Below are 23,603 nucleotides of genomic sequence, written 5' to 3'. Positions count from 1 at the left end.
TGGCCCTAAAATGGTGTTAGCTGGCCGTCCAAGCGGCTAGCGTGCTTGTTTTTCAAACAATTATGCCCCTATTTTAAAAGAAAAAGGTGCATTATGAGCAAACACACATACACAGACCAAACCCTTTGCATCCACAGCGAGCAAGGTCGACAGGATCCTCACAGGGCGCTGGCCGCGCCCTTATACCAAACCTCTACTTTTGTTTTCGACAATACAGCGCAAGGGGCCGCACGCTTTGCCGGTGAAGAAGCGGGTTATATTTATTCGCGCCTGGGCAACCCCACGGTACGTGAGCTTGAAGAGCGACTGGCGGCACTGGAACAATGTGAAGATGCAGCGGCCTGCGCCACGGGTATGGGCGCGGTATCGGCTGCGGTCATGAGCTTTTTAAGCGCCGGCGATCACCTGATCGCCTCCAGCACAGTGTATGGCTGCACCTATGCATTATTCAGTCATCTGCTCACTCGCTATGGCGTAGAAGTGACCTTTGTTGATTTCAGTGATCTGGACGCCATTAAGGCGGCGCGCCGACCGAACACTAAAATGGTATTTCTGGAAACCCCGGCTAACCCGAATATGAGGGTGTATGATCTTGAGCAGATCTGTGCTTTTGCCAAAATGCATCAGTTGATAAGCGTTGTTGATAACACCTTCTTGACCCCGTTGTTGCAAAAACCGGCCACCTTGGGTGCGGATTTAGTAGTACACAGCGCCACAAAATACCTAAATGGTCATGGCGATGTAGTGGCAGGCCTGGTATGTGGCAGCGCCGAGCATATAGAAACCATAAAATTTACCGTGCTTAAGGACATAGGCGCGACCATGAGCCCGTTCGACGCCTGGTTGATCCTGCGTGGTTTAAAAACCCTGTCGGTACGCATGCAGGCGCATTGCCAAGGGGCACATAAGGTGGCCGAGTATTTGGCCGCTCACGAAAAAATTGAAAAGGTGTATTACCCAGGTCTGGCAGGGGACCCCGGCCATGCTTTTATCGGCACGCAGATGAAAGACGCAGGCGGGGTGATTGCATTTGAGCTTAAAGCCTCGTTAGAAAAGACGGAGACCTTTATAAATTCGCTTGAGCTTTGCACCTTGGCCGTGAGTTTAGGTGACACCGAAACCCTGATACAGCATCCGGCCTCGATGACACACTCCACCTATGAGCCTGAGCAGCGCCGCGCCGCCGGGATAAGCGATGGCCTGGTACGCATTTCCATTGGTCTTGAAGATGTTAATGAAATTATTGCGGATTTAGAAATGGGCTTGGCGTCCATTTAAAATCGCATGTATCAAAAACGTTACACGTATTTATTGTTCACCCCTTTAAAATAAAGGGGTGTTTATTTTTCGAAACTCAGGTGTATTTTTATCTTTACGTATTTGCGGGTTTGCCCAAAACCCATATCGACTCCATCTATTACAAATTTTCGTACTTTTACTTAGTATCTGGTTAACACAGATTAGCTGCCAATGGCGTATTTAGGTGCGCGGTTGGTCGAAGATGCAAAGGTTATTATGGCTAAGTCAAGCAAGTATGTTTCCAAGACACCCGATGAAAACGGCGTGATCCACTGGAGCGATGAAGAAAACCAAATTTGGGCAGAACTGGTTGAGCGTCAACTGGCCTGTATCGAAGGCAAGGCGTGTGATGAGTACCTGGAAGGTTTAAAGAAAATTAACCTGCCACATGATCGTATTCCGCAGTTGCATGAGCTGAACGAAGTACTAGAGCGTGAAACCGGCTGGCAGGTTGCCCCTGTACCAGCGCTTATCGACTTTGATGAGTTTTTCCGCCTGTTGGCCAACAAGCAATTCCCGGTAGCGACCTTTATTCGTACCCGTGAAGAGTTCGACTATCTGCAAGAGCCGGATATTTTCCACGAGATCTTTGGTCACTGCGCCATGCTGACCAACCCGGATTTTGCCGAGTTTACTCATAAATACGGCCAGCTAGGCTATGCGGCGGATAAAAAAGACCGCGTATATCTTGCGCGTCTATACTGGTTTACCGTTGAGTTTGGTCTAATGCAAACCGAAAAAGGTCTGCGTATTTACGGTGGCGGTATCTTATCGAGCCCGGGTGAGACTCAGTATGTTTACGGTGATGAGCCGGAAATTAACCCAATGAATGTACAGGATGTGCTGCGCACGCCTTACAGAATCGATATTATGCAACCTGTTTACTACACCATTAACTCTATCCATGATTTATTTGATATTTCTCAAATGGATTTAATGGCGTTAGTAGCTAAAGCAAAAGAATTAGGCTTGTTTGAGCCAAAATTTCCCCCTAAAGAAAAATTAGCAAGTTAAGGAATTAGTAATGTCTGAATTAAGCGCACAAAAATGTGAAGCGTGTCGTGCGGATGCGCCTAAGGTGTCAGATGATGAATTGGCAGTATTGATCAGAGATATCCCTGAGTGGGTGCCTGAAGTACGTGATGGCATTATGCAGCTTGAGCGTGTATTTAAGTTCAAAAACTTCAAGCAAGCACTAGAGTTCACTAATCTAGTAGGCGCCATGGCTGAAGAAGAAGGTCACCACCCAGGTCTTCTGACCGAGTGGGGCAAGGTAACCATCACTTGGTGGTCACACTCTATTAAAGGTTTGCACAAGAATGATTTCATCTGTGCGGCCAAAACAGACGCGGTTTTTGCTGCTCTGTAATTAAATACTTCCGTGTTTGAGCCACCTCGCTACTTGCTAGCCAGGTGGCTTTTTTGTTTTTCACATTGTGTTAAAGCAACTAAAAAGGGGCTCGCCGGCACATTATCCCCCCGTGTATTGACCCCCTGTGATAGCGCCCAAGCATGTATCTTCAAATCGTTTGGGTATATAATGCAGCGCTAAACAAAACAAAACATGAAATGAGTTATGAGCGCTGTTGATCTTGATTACATCAAGCAATCCATTGCCACGGTTGCCGATTATCCTAAACCGGGCATTATGTTCCGTGACGTTACCAGCCTGTTAGCCGACCCCAAGGCATTACAACTGACCATAGATCACATGGTGAATAAGTATAAAGACCTGGGCTTTACCAAGATCATTGGTACCGAATCTCGTGGCTTTATCTTTGCCGCACCTTTGGCTTATGTGTTAGGTGTGCCTTTTATTCCGGTGCGTAAGCCGGGCAAATTACCTCGTGCGGTCATTGCACAAAGCTACCAGTTAGAATATGGTGAAGATACCCTGGAGCTGCACCAAGACGCCATAGTGGCCGGTGATAAGGTATTGTTAGTTGATGATTTATTAGCAACTGGCGGCACCATTGAAGCCACCGCTAAACTCGTTGCCAAGCTTGGCGGCGAAGCAACACATGCTGCGTTTGTTGTCTCCTTACCTGATTTAGGTGGTGAGCAACGCGTGCGCCAACAGGGAATTGACGTATTTAAACTAGTCGAATTCGAAGGCGATTAAGCAATGAGCTATCAGGTTCTGGCCAGGAAATGGCGACCGCAAACCTTTCACCAACTTGTTGGTCAAGACCATGTTAAACAAGCTTTGGTTAACGCGCTAAATGAGCAGCGTCTGCACCATGCCTATTTGTTTACCGGGACGCGAGGCGTGGGTAAAACCACCATCGCCCGTATCTTTGCCAAGAGCCTGAACTGTGAGCAGGGCATTTCCGCTCAGCCCTGCGGCCAATGTAGCACCTGCTTAGATATCGAAGCGGGTAAGTACATAGATCTTATCGAAATCGATGCGGCATCGCGCACCAAGGTTGAAGACACGCGGGAAATCCTCGATAACGTGCAATATGCACCAACACGAGGTCAATTTAAGGTGTACCTTATCGATGAGGTGCACATGCTTTCCAAACACAGCTTTAACGCGCTGTTAAAGACGTTGGAAGAGCCCCCCGAACATGTGAAGTTCCTGCTGGCGACGACCGATCCGCAAAAATTACCGGTAACCATCTTATCTCGCTGTTTGCAGTTTAATCTAAGCGCCTTATCTGTACCGCAGATCAGCACCCAGCTGCAGCATATTCTTGGCCAGGAACAAATCCATTACGAAGACTCGGCACTGGCTGTATTGGCTAAGGCTGCCGACGGCAGTATGCGCGATGCCTTAAGTCTGACCGATCAAGCCATAGCCCAAACCAATGGGCAGCTGGTGGAAGAAGCGGTCAAAGACATGCTCGGCCTGATGGATGTGCGTTTTGCCCAGCAGCTACTGAGTGCCGTGCTCCTGCACGATGGCGCCGAGCTGATGCAGCAAACCCGAGCCTTAGCGCAGCGTAACCCAAATTATGTTGCGGTGCTGGATGACTTATTAAATCTGATGCATAGCATTCAGCTGACTCAGTTGGTGCCCAGCGCCGCGGCGCTTAGCGAGCGCGACGCCGAATACGTAAGTGCGGCGGCCCGCAGCACCGACCCTCAGCATATTCACACTCTGTACCAATTGCTGTTAAGCGGTAAACGTGATTTGCAATGGAGCAGCTCACCACAGGTGGGCTTTGAAATGCTGATGTTACGTTTATTGGCCTTCGAGCCTGCGGCCTTGGCCTCCATGCCAACAGCGCCAGCGAATGTGGCCGAGATGGCCAGCCCTAAGGCCTCGGGTCAAGAGCAAGCGGCTAATTTGCGTGCCATGCTAGCCCGCAATAATAATGAGCTGGCTTCAGCGCCAAAAGCTGCTAAGCCAGAGCTTGTGTCCGCACCCGTGGCTACACCTACGACAGCGCCTGTCGCTGCACCTGAAGTACCTTCTACATCCTCTGCACCCACTGTAGAAATGGATGAGGAAGTAGCGCAGGAGCAAGAAGCGGCGGCGCAATTTGATGCCGTGCTACAACAGGCTCAAGAGTTAGGTTATCAGGGCGGCGAGCCAGTGCAGCCTAATACAGCAGAGCCTGGGTTCCAGCACCAAGCAGCGTTAGAGCAAGCACCTCAGGGTGCTGTTCAAGAACAAGACCAAGTACAAGCGCAACCCCACATTGAGCAGATGCAGTCAGTAAGCATTGAGCAAATGCAGCCAGTAAGTCCAGAGCAGGACAGTCAAGGTCAGGCGGCGCCGGCCGAGCAGCTGCATGCCTTGGAAGAGCAAACTCAATCGGCCATCGCCCGTATTCTGCAAAACCGTAAGCTGGCAACGCCTTCGGCAACGCCTGCGCCTGCAGCCGCAGCTGGCCAAAGGGCGCAAAGCCGCCATGAAGTGACCCAAGGCGGCGATGACCTAAAAAAGGCAGCGGCCCGGGGTGAGCGGGCCGAACTAAGCGCATCACCAAGTTATTTTGATACCGCAGTAGCAACTGCAGTTGCACCCGCAGTTGCCACGGCAGAGCCTGCTCAGCAACAGCAACAGCAACAGCAACAGCAACAGCAACAGCAACAGCAACAGCAACAGCAACAGCTAGAAGCGGCCAAGCGTAAGCAAACGCCGGCGCAGCGCCTGCTTGACAGGCATCAGCCGGATCCGCAAAAGCTGGCCCCCGAGCTGTTGCAACAGCTACAAGCACCGGTGACAAATGCCGAGGCGCAAGAGCAGCCTTTGGTGATCCCTGTGCCTGAGGGCTTTACCAGCAGTATCAGCGACATCAAATTCGCCCATCAGCAAGATGCCTGGGCGGCCTTGATAGACGAGATGAATTTAGGTGGGCGTACCCGTCAGTTTGCTTTGCAAAGCTGCTACCGTAAGGAACAAAATCAGGTGTTTTTGCAGGTCGACGCCAGTCAGCAACACCTGGATGGTCCGGCGTTGCGCGAACGCTTGGTGCAGTGTTTTAGCGAGCAACTGGGCGAGCCCATAGAATTGCATATAGAGTTTAGCCCCGAGGTAGCGGGTACACCGAAACTGATCCAAGAAGCGCTCGACGCCCAGCGTTTGCAACAGGCGGTGGCGGCCATGCACAGCGATCACAATGTGCAGCGCTTAATGACGCAATTTTCGGCGAACCTTGATGAAAACTCGGTGCAGCCATTGTAATTTTTCCTCGCTGGCCTTATCTTTGCCAGCATAGATTTAAATGAAGAGAGAACACTATGTTTAAAGGTGGAATGGGTAACATGATGAAGCAAGCGCAGATGATGCAAGAGCGCATGCAAAAAGCCCAAGAAGAAATCGCAAACTTAGAAGTAACAGGTGAAGCCGGTGCCGGCCTGGTTAAAGTAACCATGCTGGGTAGCCACAATGTACGTCGCGTTGAGCTGGATGAGAGCTTGATGGAAGACGACAAGGACATGATTGAAGACTTGCTTGCCGCGGCCTGTAACGACGCCGTACGTCGTGTAGCCGAAGAAAGCCAAAAACGCATGTCAGAAGTAACCGGTGGTATGAATCTACCTCCTGGCTTCAAAATGCCGTTCTAATAAAGAACCATTTAAAAATTAGCGCCTTATGGCGCTATTTTTTTGTCCATTAGTCCCTAAGACCAATACTCACATCTACCCCGATGTTTTATCATTGGCATCACCATAAAAAACCAAGAGAAAGGATACTCAGCTATGAAGTTCAAACTAACCCCAATTTTAATGACGACGACACTGCTTGCGCTTGGTGTGACGCACGTTCAAGCCGACGACCGAGGCTTTAATACCCTCCAGGCAATCGAAGAATATAAAGTCCCCTCTAAACGTATGATTGAGGACGGTGGCGAATTCTTTTGCCCGGATGCGGATACACAGGGAAGCCTAAGCAAATATGCCAGTTGCGAGGAGTATTCAGCCTTGATCAAGCGCGGTTGCTATGGCAAATCACGAGAGGAATTTGGCCGGGAACTCGTCTACGGTGCAGCGTGCGCCGAGTTGACCCTGCTTGATCAGGTCAAGGTGGCCAAGGAAAATCATTTTGATATGGACTCTGCCAATTGGTGGCACCATATTCCCGCCAGCATCATTCCATTACCAGGTGGGATTGAGAGCGACGAAATGAAGCAGCAAGCACAACGTGAGCTTGAAACCCTGGTTAAAGGCAAGACCCTAGGTGAGCTCTCGCTTGTTAATAACAAAAGTAACCCACGCTTGTTTGAGACCGTGCTTGGCTCACACACGCGAGAGTGTGGCGTGGTCAAGGATACGTTTAAATTGTTTGTGCAATTAATCGCCGACTTTAACGGCGATGGCAAGGCCGACTTGTTGCTGAGCGGCACTCGCGATAACCTTTCCGATGATTGCCCTTTAAATGCCTACAAAGAGGGTGGTGGCTCGACCACTTTCTTGTATGAGAAACACAGCGCTCAGTCAGAACTTAAAGTTACGCCATATCGAGAGCTAATCGAGTCGGCCTCAAACTAGGGCTAACAACTCCCTTATACTTTTGCGCTTGGCTTTGGTACCTTAACGCCACATAATAGAGCGCTGAATTACACAGTGTCGCAGCTTAATCGGAATTTACATGCAGCTTTCGCCAAAATTAACTCAACTTGTTGATGCTTTGCGTTGTTTACCGGGCATAGGCCCGAAATCGGCTCAGCGGATTGCCTTTCACTTATTGGAGCGTGACCGTGAGGGCGGCAGCCAATTGGGGGCTGCGTTAAGCCAGGCCATGGTGGATATTGGTCATTGCAACAGTTGTCGTACTTTTACCGAGCAAGAGCAGTGCGAGCTGTGCGGTAATATTAAACGCCAGGATTCCGGCTTGCTGTGTGTGGTGGAATCGCCCAGCGACGTATTAGCAGTGGAGCAAACCGGGCACTATCAGGGCCTGTACTTTGTATTAATGGGTCACTTGTCACCCCTTGATGGCATAGGCCCAAAAGAAATTGGCCTGGATGTGCTCGAGCAAAAACTGGCTGCGGGAGGGATCAACGAGGTGATCCTGGCGACTAACCCCACGGTAGAGGGCGAGACCACAGCCCATTATATTGCCGAGCTGTGTAAGCAATACCAGGTGGGCGCATCGCGTATCGCTCATGGCGTGCCTGTCGGTGGCGAATTAGACCTGGTTGATGGCATGACCTTATCCCATGCCTTTAACGGTCGTAAGCAGGTCACCTTTGACGATTGATTTGCTCTAAAATCCAGCAAAAAGGCGCCTTTTGGCGCTTTTTTCGTTTTTTCTCTCTTGAATCCCAACCGCATCACCCCATATACAAGAGCATATCTGGTTATCAACCTACTCAGTTGAACCTGTTTGCTAACGGAGAGAGAAATGACAGCAACATCAGAAAAAGAAACGCTTGGCTTTCAGACTGAAGTAAAGCAACTGCTTAACTTAATGATCCACTCTTTGTATTCAAACAAAGAGATTTTCCTGCGTGAGCTGGTATCGAATGCTTCTGATGCCGCAGATAAACTGCGCTTTTTAGCCCTTGAAAATGGCGACCTGTACGAAGGCGATGCCGAACTCAAGGTGCGTATTAGCGCCGATAAGGACAAGGGCACGGTAACCATTGCCGATAATGGTATCGGTATGACCCGTGATGAAGTGATCAGCGCCTTAGGCACCATTGCTAAATCGGGCACCGCAGAATTTTTCAAAAACCTGACCGGCGACCAAGCCAAAGACTCGCAGCTGATCGGTCAATTCGGTGTGGGTTTCTACTCGGCCTTTATCGTGGCCGACAAAGTAACCGTGCGCACGCGCAAAGCCGGTGAAAAGCACGCTATCGAGTGGGAATCAAAAGGCGAGGGCGATTACACCCTGGCCGAGATCGACAAAGACAGCCGTGGTACCGAAATTATCCTGCACCTGCGCGACGATGAAAAAGAATTCCTCGACGATTTCCGCCTGCGCGGTATCGTTAATAAATACTCAGATCATATCGCCATTCCGGTCGAGATGTACCGTGAGCCGGTGCCAGAAACAGAAGGCCCGGACGGCGAGAAAATCGAAGCACAACCGGGTCACTGGGAAGCCATCAATAAGGCAGAGGCGCTGTGGACTCGTGATAAATCAGAGATCAGCGATGAAGAATACCAGGAGTTTTACAAGCATGTAGGTCACGACTGGGAAGAGCCGCTGACCTGGGCACACAACAAGGTGGAAGGTAAAACCGAATACACCAGCTTGCTGTACATTCCTAAGCGCGCCCCCTTTGATATGTATAACCGCGAGCGTCAAAGCGGCTTAAAGCTGTATGTACAACGCGTATTTATCATGGATGACGCCGAGCAGTTTATGCCAAGCTACCTGCGTTTCGTAAAAGGTCTGCTGGACTCAAACGATCTGCCGCTAAACGTGTCTCGTGAGATTTTACAAGACAACAAGATCACCCAAACAATTCGTAAGGGCTGTACGTCTCGCGTGTTGAAAATGCTGGAACGCATGGGTAAGAACAAACCGCAAGAGTATCAAACCTTCTGGGATGAATTCGGCAGCGTGATCAAAGAAGGTCCGGCGGAAGACATGGCGAATAAAGAAGCCATTGCCAAGCTGCTGCGCTTTGCTTCAACACACACAGACGAAGCGACGCAGAATGTGTCACTCGAGCAGTACATCGAGCGCATGAGCGAAGGCCAGGACAAGATTTACTACGTGGTGGCCGACAGCTTTGAAGCGGCGAAGAACTCGCCACACCTGGAGATCTTCCGTAAGAAGGGCATTGAAGTCTTGCTACTGAGCGACCGTGTTGATGAGTGGATGATGAGCCACCTCACCGAGTTTCAAGACAAGCAGTTCCAGTCGATCACTCGCGGTGATTTGGACTTAGGTGATTTGGACGACGAAGAGAGTAAAAAGGCCCAAGAAGAGTCTGAGAAGGAAGTGGCAGGCTTGCTTGAGCGCATTAAAACGGCGCTGGGCGATAAGGTCAAGGAAGTACGCTTTACCCATCGCCTAACGGACTCACCGGCCTGTGTGGTTGCCGATGATCACGATATGAGCTCACAGATGATCAAGCTTATGGAGTCTGTCGGTCAAAAAGTGCCGGAAACCAAGCCTGTGTTCGAACTAAACCCTGAGCACCAGTTGGTTAAGCATCTTAACAATGAGCAGGACGAAGACAAGTTCACTCAGTGGTCAGAGGTACTGCTGGACCAGGCCTTGCTTGCCGAGCGCGGCAGCTTAAAAGACCCGGCCGGATTTGTAACCCGCTTGAATAAGCTGATGCTGGATTTAAGCAAGTAACAGGTAAAAAAATCCCAACTTTGAGCCCGAGCTAACCACTTGGGCTTTTTTTATGCCTGCAACTCGTTGCGGAAAAAGGAAAAACGCTTTATCGCAAGTGCTTGCGCCCGTTAGGAAGAATGCGCATAGTGGAATGCTCTTATTTCCATCATTAGAGCAAGATATGAAATCGTCTTTACTCGGTGCTTTGGCACTTCTTAGTCTTTCTTCTTTTTCGTCGCTAGCCGATACCCCTGCGAATCCCATAGCCATCGCCATTCACGGCGGTGCCGGGACCATTGAAAAGGCACGCTTTACGCCGGAGCAAGAAAAGGCGTATCGCGCCAAATTGAGCGAAGCGGTGGAAGCAGGCTATGCGGTGTTAGACCAAGGGGGCGCCAGTCTGGATGCCATCAATGCGGCCATTAATGTGCTGGAGAATTCCCCTTACTTTAACGCCGGTAAAGGCGCGGTGTACACCTACGAGGGTGAGCATGAGCTCGATGCCTCGATTATGGATGGTCGTACCCGTGCAGCGGGCGCCGTAGCCGGAGTCAAACATATTGAAAACCCCATCGATTTAGCTCGTCTGGTGATGACCAATTCTGTGCATGTGATGTTAAGTGGAGAAGGGGCGGAAGAGTTTGCCCAGCAGCAGGGTATGAAGTTGGTGGAAAACAGTGTGTTTGATACCGAGCACCGTTATGAGGCGCTACTTAAAGCCAAGGAAAAGCTGGATAAGGCCAAATCGGCCACCAAGGATTATCAGGCCCTGCATCAGGCATTGCCAAGCCAATACAAGATGGGTACGGTCGGTGCTGTTGCCCTCGATAGCCACGGCAATATCGCCGCAGGCACGAGCACCGGCGGCATGACGGCCAAGCGCTTTGGCCGCATTGGTGATTCACCGGTAATAGGCGCAGGTACCTTTGCCGATAATGCCTCCTGTGCGGTATCGGCCACGGGTCATGGTGAGTACTTTATTCGTTATCAGGTGGCGAGTGATATTTGTGCTCGAGTGCAATACCAAGGCAAGAGCATTGAGCAGGCCGGTAACGAGGTGATCTTTGGGCCCATGTTCGAAGCCGGTGGCACAGGCGGGGTGATCATAGTCGATGCCAAGGGCAACATCAGCATGCCGTTTAATACGGCGGGTATGTATCGCGCCAGTAAGAGCAGTACAACCCCAACCTATGTGGCTATTTTTAAAGACGAATAATTACTCCCCTAGCTACGCAAAAATCCTGGCGCCAACTATATTTACAATGTTGGCGCTAATAATTTTGGGGGTGCGTATGCAATCTATTAAAGTCGCTGATTACTATAACCACAGACCTGTGACTTTCAAAGCCGATATGTCCATTGAAAGCGCGGTGGAAAAACTTCTTCAAAGCTGTCAAACCGGTGGCCCAGTGATCGATGATCTCGGTACCGTCATTGGTTTTGTTTCTGAGCAAGACTGCTTGCAACAAATGCTTAATTCTACCTATCAAAACGAAGCGCACTGCGTGGTTGGTGATGTGATGACCAAGGAGCCCTTGTGTGTCACGCCTGATCATAGCGTGATGACGGTCGCCGAAAACATGAAGATAGATAAGCCGAAAATGTATCCGGTGTGCGATGAGCAAGGCAAGCTGATGGGGATCATCACTCGGGCCCATATTTTGTTGGCGCTGGACAAGCACTTACATGACAATTATGCGCCTGGAAAACGCTTTGTCTAACGATACACTTTAGAGCGATATTTTGCTAAGCTGAGCAGCCATTTTATGCCGTTATTTAGAGGCCTGTGTGTCTGCCAGCAAATCCTTGTATGCCAAGCTCAATGAGTGTTTAAAAAAAGACCAATTTATACTCAAAAAACGCCTACAAGGGGTGCAAAAAATAGCCGACGCCCAAAAACAGCAGGGTGTTCTTGCTAAGATTGCCACCAGTATTGATGCCAGTATTGCTGCTCGCGCCAAGCGTTTGGCCGAGTTGCCTAAGCCCAGTTTCCCAGCGGCCTTACCCGTTAGTGAAAAACGCGAAGATATTAAAGCGGCGATTGCCAAGCATCAGGTGGTGATTGTTGCCGGTGAAACCGGCTCGGGTAAAACCACTCAGCTCCCGAAAATCTGCCTAGAGCTAGGTCGTGGCGTTGAAGGCTTAATTGGCCATACTCAACCACGTCGCCTAGCGGCACGTAGCGTTGCCGCCCGTATTGCCGAAGAGTTGGAAAGCGAAATTGGTCAAACCGTCGGCTTTAAAATTCGTTTTAGCGATCAGGTCAGCGAGCGCAGTTATATTAAACTGATGACAGACGGTATCCTGCTCGCGGAGATTCAAAACGACCGCTATCTCAACCAGTACGACACCATCATTATCGATGAGGCCCACGAGCGCAGTCTGAATATCGACTTTATTCTCGGTTATCTGAAGAATCTGCTGCCCAAGCGCCCGGACTTAAAAGTCATTATTACCTCGGCGACCATAGATCCGGAGCGTTTTTCTCGTCATTTTAACGACGCACCTATTATCGAGGTGTCCGGGCGTACCTACCCGGTGGAAGTGCGTTACAGGCCGATCACAGAGCTTAGCGGCAGCGACGAGGAGCAGGATGAAAACGACCAACTGCAAGGCATTTTCGATGCCGTAGACGAGCTCTACGACGAAGGCCCGGGCGATATCCTGATCTTTATGAATGGTGAGCGGGAAATTCGCGACACCGCCGATGCCCTTAGCAAGCGCAACCTCAAGCATACCGAAATACTGCCCTTGTATGCCCGCTTATCTAATGCCGAGCAGAACCGAATTTTCCATCCAGGTAATAAGCGCCGTATTGTCCTTGCCACCAATGTGGCGGAAACCTCGTTAACCGTGCCGGGGATCCGTTATGTGATAGACCCGGGTACCGCCCGTATTAGCCGCTACAGTTATCGTACCAAGGTACAGCGCCTGCCAATTGAAGCGGTCTCTCAGGCCAGTGCCAATCAGCGTAAGGGTCGTTGTGGACGTGTGGAAGCGGGTATCTGTATTCGTCTTTATTCCGAAGAAGACTTTTTAGGGCGTCCGGAGTTTACCGACCCTGAGATCCTGCGCACAAACCTGGCCTCGGTTATCTTGCAGATGCTTGGCCTTGGCCTTGGTGATATCAGCCGTTTCCCTTTTGTGCAGCCGCCGGATAGCCGCAATATCAATGATGGCGTGCGGTTACTTGAAGAGCTTGAGGCGGTTAAACCGGCGAAGCAACGCAGTCAAATCGAGCTCACCAAAATGGGTCGCGATTTGGCGCGCATTCCGCTTGACCCCCGTCTTGCAAAAATGGTGCTGGCAAGCGTGCCGCTTGGGGCTATGCGTGAGGTGATCATCATCACCGCGGCCCTGGCCATTCAAGACCCGCGCGAGCGTCCGCAAGATAAAAAAGGCAAGGCCGATGAACTGCACGGGCGTTTTAATGATGATGACTCGGACTTCATCGCCTTTTTAAACCTGTGGAACTACCTCGAAGAGCAACAAAAAGCCCTGACCAATAATCAGTTCCGCAAGCTCTGCAAGCAGGAGTTCTTTGCCTATATGCGCATTCGTGAATGGCAGGATATCGTTTATCAGGTATCGACCATCTGCGAAGAAATGGGCTTAAAAGACGCGAGCAATGAGCCCAGCTTTGAGACTCTGCATCAGGCCCTGCTTAGCGGCCTGCTGAGTCATGTGGGGCAAAAGGACGATAAAAACGCCTTTTATCAGGGTGCACGCAACAGCCAGTTCCATATCTTCCCGGGCTCTAATCTCTTTAAAAAGCGGCCAAAATGGCTGATGTCGGCGGAGCTGGTGGAAACGTCCAAACCTCTACGCCCGTATCAATGCCAAAATCGATGTCGCCTGGCTGGCGCCACTGGCACAGCATCTGGTCAAGCGCAGCTACAGCGAACCCCATTGGCAGAAAAAAGCCGGGGCGGTTATCGCCTTCGAACAACAAACCCTCTATGGCCTGACCATAGTGGCGAAAAAGCGCAGCCAGTATGACAAAATCGACCCGGTTGTCAGCCGTGAAATCTTTATCCGCACCGCCTTGGTGGAGCAGGAGTTAGGCGCTAACGAGTCCTTTTTGCAGGTGAATCGCAAGCTTATTGAGGAAGTACAGGACTTAGAAAACAAGGCGCGCCGTCGCGATATCTTGGTCGACGAGCATACCCTGTACGAGTTCTACGATAAGCATATTCCGGCGGACGTGTGTAACCGCGTCAGCTTCTTGAAATGGTATAAGGAACAAAAGCGCAAAGATAAACGCTTCTTGCATATGAGCAAGGAAGCGCTGATGCGCCATGGTGCCGATGAGATCACCGCCGATAATTACCCGGATATTTGGATGCAGGGCAACCTGGTATTGCCGCTGAGCTACAGCTTTGAGCCGGGGCAGGATGTCGATGGTGTGGCGGTGCAAATCCCTCTGGCACTGCTTAACCAGGTGCAAAATGAGGGCTTTGACTGGCATATTCCCGCCTTTAGACATGAGCTTATTTGTGCGCTGATAAAGTCCTTACCCAAAGCCCAGCGCCGCAATTTTGTGCCAGCCCCTAACTATGCCGATGCGGTATTGAGCTCGGTGGAGCCGCTGCAAGGTAAGCTGGTGGATGCCCTGGCACTGCGTCTATTCCGTATGACCGGAGCCAAGGTTGAAGCCGAGCAATTTGACCCATTGGCGGTGGATGAGCATTTGCGCATGGCCTTTGAGGTGCGCGACGATAGAAATACCTTGGTGGCGCGCGGCTATGATTTGGATGCGCTGAAGGCCCAGCTGGCGGATAAGGTCAGTAATACCCTGTCTCAGGTGGCTGATGAAGGCATTGAGCGCCAAGGGCTGACCGAATGGCAATTTGAGGCGCTGCCCGAGTCCTATGTGAAAAAACAGGGGCAATACGAGGTTAAAGCCTTTGTGGCTCTGGTAGATAAAAAAGACAGCACCGCCATTGAGCTGTTTGACTCGCCGACCAAGGCGCAGGCGGCTCATCAGCAGGGGTTACGTCGTATGGTGCTGTTGAACATTCCATCGCCGATAAAATACTTGCAGCAAAACCTGCCCAATAAAGCCTAGCTGGGCCTGTATTTTAATCCTTTTGGCAAGGTGCAGTTGCTGATTGATGACTGTATCGCCGCCGCCGTGGATAAACTATTGGCAAACTTCGGCGATATTCGAGACGCCGAGCAATTTAATGCCGCCAAGGAGCATATCCGCGGCGAGCTTGGCGATACTGTGGTTGCTATCGCCTTGCAGGTGGAGCAGGTGCTCAGTCGTGCCCATGGCATTCATAAGCGCATGCGCGGTAAGGTGGATCTCAGTATGATCACCGCCCATGGCGATATAAAAAACCAGCTTGAGAGCTTGATTTTTAAAGGCTTTGTCAGTCATCATGGCGCCGATAAAATGGCCGACCTGAGCCGTTATATGCAGGCCATTGAGCGCCGTTTGGAAAAACTGCCGGTGGATCCGAATCGTGATCGTCTCTGCACCCTGGAGCTGGATAAGGTCGCTGAGGCCTATAAAAAATGCCTGGCCAAGCACCCTAAAGGGGAGCCACAACCTGAGGCATTAACAGAAATATTTTGGATGCAGCAAGAGCTGCGCGTTTCTTTATTCGCGCAAACCTTGGGTACCCCTTATCCGGTGTCTGCCAAGCGGGTCCTTAATGTTATAAGTGAATACCTTAGTAAGACTTAAGCCGCAGTGAGCTTAATGTCTGCTGGGTTATAATTACAATTATGATAAGCGCATAGACAAGGACGGAGGTCGTGTTGCGTACACAGAATAAAGCCAGGTTGCTGGTTGTTGATGATGAGTATTTTAACTTTACCTTCTACACTCATGTATTAGGTGAGCAGTTTGAGTTGAAGTACGCAAAATCAGGTGAGCAGTGCTTAAAAGAAGCGCTTACTTTTCATCCCGATGCCATCATGCTGGATGTATGTATGCCCGGGCTGGATGGGTTCGACACCTGTCGTATACTGAAAAACACGCCAGAGACCAAAGACATCCCTATTTTAATGGTGTCTGGACTGGAGTCTGAGGCAGCTAAAAAACACGCCTTTGAGGTTGGTTGTGATGGGTTTTTTGTTAAACCTTTGGCGATGAATGAGCTAATGGAGCGCTTGCAGACACTGATTTAAAGAGCTTGAGGAGATCCTTATGCTTTATCATCAAGAGCAACGCAATTTCCGCCGCATGTTGGTGGATGCCCAGGCTACCGTTGAAGTCAATCAGGGCCAGGAGGTGTTTAGTCGCACGGCAATTTGCCACGATTTAAGCGCTTCCGGCATGCAGTTATTTCTCGATACTGCCGTCGATCCCGGCGCTACCATCAAGGTACGAATTCAATCTGCCACAGCCAGTGTGGCTCCCTTAAATGCCTTAACCCGTGTGGTGCGTTGCACCCGTGAAGACGACGGCCAATATAGTGTCGGCGTGCAGATGCTGGAAGTGAGCTAGCCGGAAACGATAGCAAAAGTGAGCGCCAAATGGCACTCACTCTTGGGTTGCAGAGGTGACTAGTAGACCTTACAAACAAGGCCTTTAAGGTAAAAGCCTTCCGGGTAGGGGCCGGAGATGGGGTGATCGGCAGCCTGATTTAAACGCTCGACAATTAGTAAATCACGGTGCGCATCCAGCGCCGCATCAGCCACCACTTTTTGGAATAAGTTCTGCTCCATCAAGCCCGAGCAGGAGAAGGTCAATAAGGTGCCGCCAGGCTTAAGCAATTGCATCGCCAGCATATTGATATCCTTATAGCCACGACAAGCGCCGGTAAGCTGGGCCTTAGACTCAGCAAACTTAGGCGGATCCATCACAATAGTGTCGAATTTACGCCCTTGCTCGCGGTATTCGCGCAGCAGCTTAAACACGTCCTGCTTAACAAAGTGCGCTTTACTCATGTCCAGCTGGTTGTGCTCAACATTGCGTTTGGCTATATCCAGGGCATTTTGTGATACATCAACATTGGTGACTTCCTTACAGCCGCCGCGCAGTGCATACAGGCCAAAGGTGCCGGTGTAACAGAAACAGTTAAGCACGTCCTTGTCTTTGACATAGCGCTCAAGGGCGGCGCGGCTGTCACGCTGATCCAGGTAAAAACCGGTTTTATGGCCACCGATAATGTCCACTTCGCAGGTGAGGCCGTTTTCTTCGATCAGTACCGGAGCAGATGGGGCTTCGCCAATTAATGGCCCCGTGGTCGGCGCCAGGCCTTCTTTTTTGCGCACATCCACATCTGAGCGCTCATAGACGGCGCAATCGGGGAAGATACGCTGCAAGGCGGCAACAATATCGCCCTTATGACGCTCGGCACCGGCACTAAGCAGCTGGCAAACCAGGTAGTTGGCGAACTTATCTATGGTGATACCAGGCAGGCCATCCGACTCGGCCGCACACAGGCGGTAACCGGTTAAGCCGCCTTCGGCTATGGTGTGTTGGCGCGCATCCAGGGCACGCAATAGGCGTTTGTGGAAAAACTCCACATCGATTTGCTCGTGCTCGTCAAAGCTCCATACGCGGGCTCGGATCTGTGATTCTGGGCTGTAAGCGGCGGTGGCAAGGAATTTACCCTGGCTGTCGTAGACGGTCACTGTATCGCCTAGGGCCAAATTGCCTTTCACTTTTTTGACTGCCTTGGAGAAAATCCAAGGGTGTTTGCGCTTAAGTGATTTTTCGCGCCCAGGTTGAAGATAAATTGCGCCGGCCATTGCAGCTCCTGATAGTAAATTGAGGCGCTATTCTAGGTAGTCGCAGGCCGATACTCAAATTTAATTTTGCCAATTAGCTATCAGTCCTTTATTGTCGGTTACAATGACCTGGGCGCTGATTTTATAATGCGCCTGAATAAGCCTATAACTAAGCCAAGCACAGAGCGAGAAACAGTGAATAATCAGGCCCTAATATTGCCCGAAGCAATGCAGCAATTAGAACAACAATGCCGAGAATTTATCCTTGATTGCGGCAGTGCCGATGCGGCCCATGATATCACCCATATCGAGCGCGTGGTGCAGGTGGCCAAACGCTTGTGTGTGCAAGAGCAGGCCGAAATGGCGGTGGTTTTACCGGCAGCCTGGCTGCATGATTGTGTGGCGGTAGCGAAAAACCATCCGGATCGTGCCAAGGCTTCTTTGCTGGCCGCCGATAAGGCGCTGACATTTTTGCATAGTATAGGCTACGAAACGCAATATTTAGAGGCCATTCATCATGCCATTGTTGCCCATAGTTTTAGCGCCAATGTCACCCCGCTGACGCTGGAAGCACAAATAGTGCAAGACGCTGACCGTATGGACGCCTTGGGCGCGGTGGGGATCAGCCGCTGTATGAAGGTGGGCGGTGCCATTTGCCGCGGCTTGTATCATCCTAACGATCCTTTTTGCCATGAGCGCGAGGCGGATGATGGCAAATACACGCTCGATCATTTCTTCGTTAAGTTACTGGGTTTAGCCAGCACCATGAACACTCACAGTGCTCGCATTGAAGCCGAGCATCGCACCGCCTATATGCAGGACTTTTTACGTCAACTCGGACACGAGATTGGGATGAGTTATGACTAAGGCACCATTACTACGAGGAGTACATCATTGTCACCTGCAGGTAAAAGACATGCAGCAGGCCCTGGTGTTTTATCGTAATGTGATGGGCTTTGAGATAGTCCCGGAGCTGGAATTTTGGTATCACCATCAGGACGATGGTCCACTTATGCTGCAAGATCAGGCAAAGACCATTTGCCTGGCATTGTTTGAAGGCAGCCGCAGCAGCAATGGTATTGCCTTTGCCGCCGATGCGCAGGCCTTTGTCCACTGGCTTCGCCACCTTGAAGGGCAGGACGTTAAGGTAACTTTGGCGGATCACCAGGTTTCACATTCACTTTATTTTCGCGACCCCAGTGCCAATATGCATGAGATCACCTGCTTTGAATATGAAGCGGTGCATAAATTGCTTTAACCTTGGCTTGGGGCGGCTAACCACTTTCTGCAAAAGCCTGATATCATTCACCCGAACGATTAGCTAACATTTTAGACAAGGCCTTATTGTGCTCCCAAATTTGGCACCCGATGTGCCGATGGACTATCAAATCACCTACAGCGGGAAACGCTCGACCGTCGCCATCATAGTCAAACGCCAACAACTTCTGGTTAAGGCGCCAACGGGCACCTGTGAGCGCTTTATCGCCGAGTTTGTCGCCAGTAAACGAGATTGGATCAGCAAACAACTAGATCGTCAGGGTGAACTGTACAGGCTTAAAAGTCGCCCCCTGGATGATGGAACCTTAAGTTTATTCGGTAGGTCTGTGCCTGTGGTGATCAAAGGTGCTAAGGCCAGCTCGGTGAGATTACAAGATAACAGCATTGAGCTGTGTATTAGCGCTCGAGTCCGACATCAGCAGGAGAAAGCCAAAGAGCTCTTACTGGCATTTATGGCCGAGGAGTTAGCGCGCTTTATTTATATGCGATTAGATTATTGGCAATCGCGCATGGGCGTAAAGGCTGTGGACATTAAGGTACGTGTATATAAACGCCGCTGGGGCAGTTGTGATCGTCGGCACAGGCTGACCTTTAATACTCTGCTGGCGGGGGCACCAACCTGGGTGATCGATTATGTTTTAGTGCATGAGCTGGCCCATATTCGATATATGGATCATGGTCCAAGGTTTTGGCGTTTGGTTAATCAACATTGTGCACAGACGCAAGAAGCTAAGGCCTGGTTACGAGAGCAGGGAACGAGTTTAGAATTGGCGTTTTAATACCAAGCGATGCCATGGTTAGGCTCGATGCGTTATAGCACGTTACCGATGAGCTAGGCTTTATTTACTGGAAACTAGTAAGAAAGAAGTGGTGGAGGGAGCTGGATTCGAACCAGCGAAGGCAGTGCCGTCAGATTTACAGTCTGATCCCTTTGGCCGCTCGGGAACCCCTCCACTAAAAATGGATGCGTGCTTATTAAACTTTAGAAAAGTGGTGGAGGGGGCTGGATTCGAACCAGCGAAGGCAATGCCGTCAGATTTACAGTCTGATCCCTTTGGCCGCTCGGGAACCCCTCCTAAGCAACGGCGGCGATAATAGCAAACTGAGCTTTCAAGTAAAGAAAAAAACTAAAGAAATACTAAATTATGCCGATAACCGCATAGATATAAGTCATCTTGTCGAAAGTTTATGCAAATCAAGGTTGTCGCTTTTTAAGATAAAATCACGATATGAAAGCACAGAAACAATTTGTCAGCGCATAACACGCCAACACAAACCATAAATACTGGGCACTGGGTCAGGTACGTCTATACTCATTAAGGCAGTATTAAAGGTAGTAAAACTCACCTGAGGATAGTGTTATGAACAAAACAAACGCTCTACTGCTGAGTGCTTCACTGGCCGCTTTGGCCGGCTCAGCCATTGCTGATGAAGATAAACAAGCCTTATTAGAGGATGCTTTGAGCGCCGCACCGCCGACGTTAAGAGATAAGGTAACAGTGATGGACTGGCAACAAAATGTGTTGCAAGAAGGCAGCAGTAATTACACCTGTTTTCCTACACCACCGAGCCTAAGCGGTACCGCACCCATGTGTATGGATGGGCCTTGGATGGAGTGGGCGGATGCCTGGACCAATAAAAAGCCGTTTCAGGCTAAAGCGGTAGGTATTTCCTATATGCTGGCTGGAGATGGTGGTGCCAGTAATACCGACCCTTATGCAGAAGGGGAGACGGAAGATAATCAATGGATCGTAGAAGGTCCACATTTGATGATTATTATGCCGGATAACGCTCTTTTGGATAGCTTACCCACAGATCCCTATGCAGGTGGTCCCTATGTTATGTGGAAGGGAACTCCCTATGCGCACATTATGGTGCCGGTTGGCCCAAGAGAATAAGTGCTCTTCTCAACGCCCACACAACCCCAGTGAGGGCGTTTTTTTATTCTAGCTTCCACAACACTTTTTAAATTTCTTTTCGCTGCCACAGGGACAGGAGTCATTGCGACTGAGTTTACGTTCTGTTGTGGGCATCAGGGTACCCGCGTCGTAAAGCCAATGACCATCTTGTTGGATAAAGGTCGAGCGCTCATGAATACAACACAGGCTATTGGCAAATAGATAATAGGCCTTAAATTCAACCTCGGCTGGATAGGCAGTGAGGTCGGTGTCGACTATCTCAAGTTTGGTGAATTTAGCCGCTTCGGCAAATTCGGCGACATCTTCTGCCTGGTTATTCTTGAGGGCTGCCGCCGAGCAAGTGGCAACTAAATACTCAATGGCCTGGGTGCAAAAGGCGCTGTAGCGCGATTTCATCAGAGTAAGGGCATCACCAGCTTGTTCACTCCCGCTGATAAAGCGGCCACAACAATCGGTATACTGTTTCTCAGACCCACAATAACACATACATGATCCCACAAAGGCAAAAGCCGCATTTTATACCAATTCACTTAAATAGCTAATCGCTCTGGCGGGGTAAATATCATGCTTACGGCGTTGTGATTTTTCTATGGAGAATAACTACATAAGAAAAATTTCGCCTTGTTAGCATATCATTTATCCAGCGCTATACCCGATCACATACTTAACAGAACTGGTATTAGCAAATTTGCATGGCTTGGGGCAGCGTGGTCTGAACGGCATCGGAATCCGCGTCAGCATCGGAGGCAAAGCAATATAATTGTGCCTTGGCCTGATGGGTATTGAGTTGCATGGCTTCAAGTTGCGCCAAGCTAACAATATCCGTCCAGGTAACAATGGCGGCGAAGCGACCGTTTTGCAGTGCACAATTAAGCATATATTCGCAATCAACAATGTGTTTGCGGCGGATCACCAAGAGCTTACTGGTGTCGATAGAGCAAGAATCTAGCAGGTCGCGGCTGGGGATATGATCCGGTGCAACCAGCAGGGTCCAACCATTACTGCTATTGTAGCGATGGATAATTTTCAGTAATTCAAAAGACGCCGAGATCTCATCTTCTGTATGCACCAGGTTAATGGCCGCCGGGTTTTCTTGCTGATAGCTTTTTACGTGTCGAACCGCTGCTGTATGTAACATAAATGCCTCGCTGGGGGTAAAGTAAACGATATACAGTGTTTTATACAGTATTTATATACAGTAGTTTATACAGTTGTTGGGTGCAAGCTTTTTTTTGCCTCTTTTTTAAACGGTATTTTTTAGCCGAGATTAAAAGTTTGCACGGAAATATGGGTTAAAGCGGCTATTTATGCGGTCATTTGTCCGTATTTGTGCTAGCATTGCCGGCTTGTTTATTAGCTCGAAAAAGACCAATGCTAGAGAGTGTTTTTAAGATCAAAGCGCATGGAAGCTCTGTGAAACGTGAGGTGATTGCCGGTATCACTACCTTTATCACCATGGTGTACATTGTTTTTGTTAACCCGGCGATGCTGGCGGAAGCGGGGATGGACCAAGGCGCGGCCTTTGTCGCTACCTGTATTGCCGCAGCAATTGGCTGTTTTATTATGGGTTTTTGGGCCAATTACCCGCTGGCCTTGGCGCCGGGAATGGGGCTGAACGCCTTTTTCACTTATGGTGTGGTGCTGGGCATGGGTTACACCTGGCAAGCGGCATTGGGCGCGGTCTTTATGTCGGGCAGTATCTTTTTACTGCTAAGCCTGTTTAAGGTGCGGGAATGGATTATCAACGCCATTCCCTTAGTGTTGAAAAGAGCCATCGCCACGGGTATAGGTGCATTTCTAGCCTTGATCGCCTTAAAAAATGCCGGCATTGTTGTTGCCAGCCCGGCGACCCTGGTGCAGATGGGCGATATCACCAGCAGTGGTCCGCTTTTGGCTATTTTGAGCTTCTTTATTATTGCCGCCTTGCTGTATCGCGATATCAAAAGCGGTGTTTTGATCAGTATTATGCTGGTTACCTTGGTGGCCCTTGGGTTGGACTTGGTTGAGTATCAGGGGGTTGTCTCGGCGCCGCCATCTATTATGCCGACCTTTATGCAACTGGATTTCGCCGGTGCCCTTGAGCTCTCTATGCTCAGTGTGGTCTTTGCATTCCTATTCGTTGACTTATTTGATACCTCGGGCACCTTGGTTGCGGTAACGCAAAAAGCGGGCCTGGCCGATGATGAAGGGCGTATGCCGCGCCTGGGTCGTGCATTGAGCGCCGACAGTAGCGCTACCATAGCCGGCTCCATGCTGGGCACCTCAACTACGACTTCTTATATTGAGTCGGTGGCCGGTGTTTCCGTCGGTGGACGCACGGGTTTAACCGCCGTTGTGGTGGGCCTGTGTTTCTTATTGATGATGTTCTTTGCGCCATTAGCCTCCATGGTGCCGGCCTATGCCACTGCGGGGGCGATTTTGTATGTTTCTATCTTGATGCTGCAAAACCTGAAACTGGTTGATTGGGACGATATGACAGACGCCATCCCTGTGGCCGTTGTATTACTAATGACGCCGCTGACCTTCTCGATTGCCCATGGTATTGCGCTAGGCTTTATCGCTTATACCGCGGTGAAGGTGGTTTGTAATAAGGCCAACGAGGTCAGTATCAGTGTCTGGATACTCAGTGCCTTATTTGTGCTCAAGTTTATCTTCCTGTCTTAATTAAGAAGGCCGCTGTTAAGCGGCTTTTTTCTTCCCTTGCGATAATGTACTCGCTGTTA

Annotated in this window: 21 protein-coding genes, 2 tRNA genes and 1 pseudogene; 19 read left to right on the top strand and 5 right to left on the bottom strand. The window is 50.1% G+C overall.

Annotated features, from left to right (window positions below):
• Window positions 1–93 precede the first annotated feature (93 nt).
• From megL to C2M35_RS08100, 14 genes and pseudogenes are all read left to right on the top strand, one after another.
• Window positions 94–1,278 carry a methionine gamma-lyase gene (gene megL, locus C2M35_RS08165; protein WP_105199144.1) on the top strand — a complete coding sequence of 395 codons (1,185 nt, stop codon included), beginning with the start codon at window positions 94–96 and terminating at the stop codon, window positions 1,276–1,278.
• Window positions 1,279–1,515: 237 nt separating this feature from the next.
• Window positions 1,516–2,313: a phenylalanine 4-monooxygenase gene (phhA, locus tag C2M35_RS08160; RefSeq protein ID WP_105199247.1), complete on the top strand. Its 798-nt coding sequence runs from the start codon at window positions 1,516–1,518 to the stop codon at window positions 2,311–2,313.
• Window positions 2,314–2,323: 10 nt separating this feature from the next.
• On the top strand, window positions 2,324–2,668 hold the full coding sequence (locus C2M35_RS08155; RefSeq protein WP_105199145.1) for a 4a-hydroxytetrahydrobiopterin dehydratase: 345 nt from the start codon (window positions 2,324–2,326) through the stop codon (window positions 2,666–2,668).
• 207 nt (window positions 2,669–2,875) lie between these two features.
• Entirely contained in the window at window positions 2,876–3,421 is a 546-nt protein-coding gene (gene apt / locus C2M35_RS08150; RefSeq protein ID WP_105265055.1) for an adenine phosphoribosyltransferase, read from the top strand.
• Between the two features lie 3 nt (window positions 3,422–3,424).
• Complete coding sequence (dnaX, locus tag C2M35_RS08145; RefSeq protein ID WP_105265054.1) at window positions 3,425–5,935, top strand: DNA polymerase III subunit gamma/tau; 2,511 nt, start codon at window positions 3,425–3,427, stop codon at window positions 5,933–5,935.
• 56 nt (window positions 5,936–5,991) lie between these two features.
• On the top strand, window positions 5,992–6,318 hold the full coding sequence (locus C2M35_RS08140) for a YbaB/EbfC family nucleoid-associated protein (RefSeq protein WP_105199148.1): 327 nt from the start codon (window positions 5,992–5,994) through the stop codon (window positions 6,316–6,318).
• Between the two features lie 135 nt (window positions 6,319–6,453).
• Window positions 6,454–7,242: a hypothetical protein gene (locus tag C2M35_RS08135; RefSeq protein ID WP_105265053.1), complete on the top strand. Its 789-nt coding sequence runs from the start codon at window positions 6,454–6,456 to the stop codon at window positions 7,240–7,242.
• Between the two features lie 100 nt (window positions 7,243–7,342).
• The gene (recR, locus tag C2M35_RS08130) at window positions 7,343–7,954 is read left to right on the top strand and encodes a recombination mediator RecR (protein ID WP_105199156.1); all 612 of its coding nucleotides are present in this window, start codon (window positions 7,343–7,345) and stop codon (window positions 7,952–7,954) included.
• Between the two features lie 144 nt (window positions 7,955–8,098).
• A complete protein-coding gene (gene htpG / locus C2M35_RS08125; RefSeq protein WP_105265052.1) occupies window positions 8,099–10,015 on the top strand; it encodes a molecular chaperone HtpG in 1,917 nt (638 codons plus the stop codon).
• A 163-nt stretch (window positions 10,016–10,178) separates the two neighbouring features.
• Window positions 10,179–11,213 (top strand): isoaspartyl peptidase/L-asparaginase family protein, encoded by a 1,035-nt coding sequence (locus tag C2M35_RS08120; protein ID WP_105199248.1) that lies wholly within the window; start codon window positions 10,179–10,181, stop codon window positions 11,211–11,213.
• A gap of 76 nt (window positions 11,214–11,289) precedes the next feature.
• Window positions 11,290–11,718 (top strand): CBS domain-containing protein, encoded by a 429-nt coding sequence (locus C2M35_RS08115; RefSeq protein WP_105199158.1) that lies wholly within the window; start codon window positions 11,290–11,292, stop codon window positions 11,716–11,718.
• 67 nt (window positions 11,719–11,785) lie between these two features.
• Window positions 11,786–15,689 (top strand): annotated as a pseudogene (gene hrpA, locus C2M35_RS08110) (ATP-dependent RNA helicase HrpA).
• A 71-nt stretch (window positions 15,690–15,760) separates the two neighbouring features.
• Window positions 15,761–16,135, top strand: a complete 375-nt coding sequence (locus C2M35_RS08105) for a response regulator (RefSeq protein ID WP_105199160.1) — start codon at window positions 15,761–15,763, stop codon at window positions 16,133–16,135.
• Between the two features lie 19 nt (window positions 16,136–16,154).
• On the top strand, window positions 16,155–16,454 hold the full coding sequence (locus C2M35_RS08100; RefSeq protein ID WP_105199161.1) for a PilZ domain-containing protein: 300 nt from the start codon (window positions 16,155–16,157) through the stop codon (window positions 16,452–16,454).
• A gap of 59 nt (window positions 16,455–16,513) precedes the next feature.
• Here the strand turns inward: C2M35_RS08100 and C2M35_RS08095 are convergent, their stop codons facing one another.
• Window positions 16,514–17,704 carry a class I SAM-dependent methyltransferase gene (locus tag C2M35_RS08095; protein ID WP_105199162.1) on the bottom strand — a complete coding sequence of 397 codons (1,191 nt, stop codon included), beginning with the start codon at window positions 17,702–17,704 and terminating at the stop codon, window positions 16,514–16,516.
• A gap of 207 nt (window positions 17,705–17,911) precedes the next feature.
• Between C2M35_RS08095 and C2M35_RS08090 the strand changes: the two genes are divergently transcribed.
• From C2M35_RS08090 to C2M35_RS08080, 3 genes are all read left to right on the top strand, one after another.
• On the top strand, window positions 17,912–18,550 hold the full coding sequence (locus tag C2M35_RS08090) for an HD domain-containing protein (protein ID WP_199774401.1): 639 nt from the start codon (window positions 17,912–17,914) through the stop codon (window positions 18,548–18,550).
• On the top strand, window positions 18,543–18,941 hold the full coding sequence (locus C2M35_RS08085) for a VOC family protein (RefSeq protein ID WP_105199163.1): 399 nt from the start codon (window positions 18,543–18,545) through the stop codon (window positions 18,939–18,941). The genes C2M35_RS08090 and C2M35_RS08085 overlap by 8 nt, the downstream gene beginning before the upstream one ends.
• Window positions 18,942–19,029: 88 nt before the next feature.
• Window positions 19,030–19,740 carry a M48 family metallopeptidase gene (locus C2M35_RS08080; protein ID WP_158677943.1) on the top strand — a complete coding sequence of 237 codons (711 nt, stop codon included), beginning with the start codon at window positions 19,030–19,032 and terminating at the stop codon, window positions 19,738–19,740.
• An 89-nt stretch (window positions 19,741–19,829) separates the two neighbouring features.
• Here C2M35_RS08080 and C2M35_RS08075 read toward each other — a convergent pair.
• Both C2M35_RS08075 and C2M35_RS08070 read right to left on the bottom strand, forming a co-directional pair.
• A tRNA-Tyr gene (locus C2M35_RS08075) sits at window positions 19,830–19,914 on the bottom strand.
• Window positions 19,915–19,952: 38 nt separating this feature from the next.
• Window positions 19,953–20,037, bottom strand: a tRNA-Tyr gene (locus tag C2M35_RS08070).
• 285 nt (window positions 20,038–20,322) lie between these two features.
• Here C2M35_RS08070 and C2M35_RS08065 point away from each other — a divergent pair.
• Window positions 20,323–20,859, top strand: a complete 537-nt coding sequence (locus tag C2M35_RS08065; RefSeq protein ID WP_105199165.1) for a hypothetical protein — start codon at window positions 20,323–20,325, stop codon at window positions 20,857–20,859.
• Between the two features lie 48 nt (window positions 20,860–20,907).
• Here C2M35_RS08065 and C2M35_RS08060 read toward each other — a convergent pair whose 3' ends face one another.
• The gene (locus tag C2M35_RS08060; protein ID WP_105199166.1) at window positions 20,908–21,366 is read right to left on the bottom strand and encodes a YchJ family protein; all 459 of its coding nucleotides are present in this window, start codon (window positions 21,364–21,366) and stop codon (window positions 20,908–20,910) included.
• 193 nt (window positions 21,367–21,559) lie between these two features.
• Entirely contained in the window at window positions 21,560–22,018 is a 459-nt protein-coding gene (locus C2M35_RS08055; protein WP_105199167.1) for a hypothetical protein, read from the bottom strand.
• A 233-nt stretch (window positions 22,019–22,251) separates the two neighbouring features.
• Between C2M35_RS08055 and C2M35_RS08050 the strand changes: the two genes are divergently transcribed.
• Window positions 22,252–23,544: an NCS2 family permease gene (locus tag C2M35_RS08050; RefSeq protein ID WP_105199168.1), complete on the top strand. Its 1,293-nt coding sequence runs from the start codon at window positions 22,252–22,254 to the stop codon at window positions 23,542–23,544.
• The last annotated feature ends 59 nt before the right edge of the window (window positions 23,545–23,603 follow it).

This window comes from Pseudoalteromonas sp. T1lg76, assembly GCF_002964725.1.
Taxonomy (GTDB): domain Bacteria; phylum Pseudomonadota; class Gammaproteobacteria; order Enterobacterales; family Alteromonadaceae; genus Pseudoalteromonas.
The sequence above is the reverse complement of the archived record's forward strand: the minus strand, read 5'-3'. Positions and strand labels throughout refer to the sequence as shown.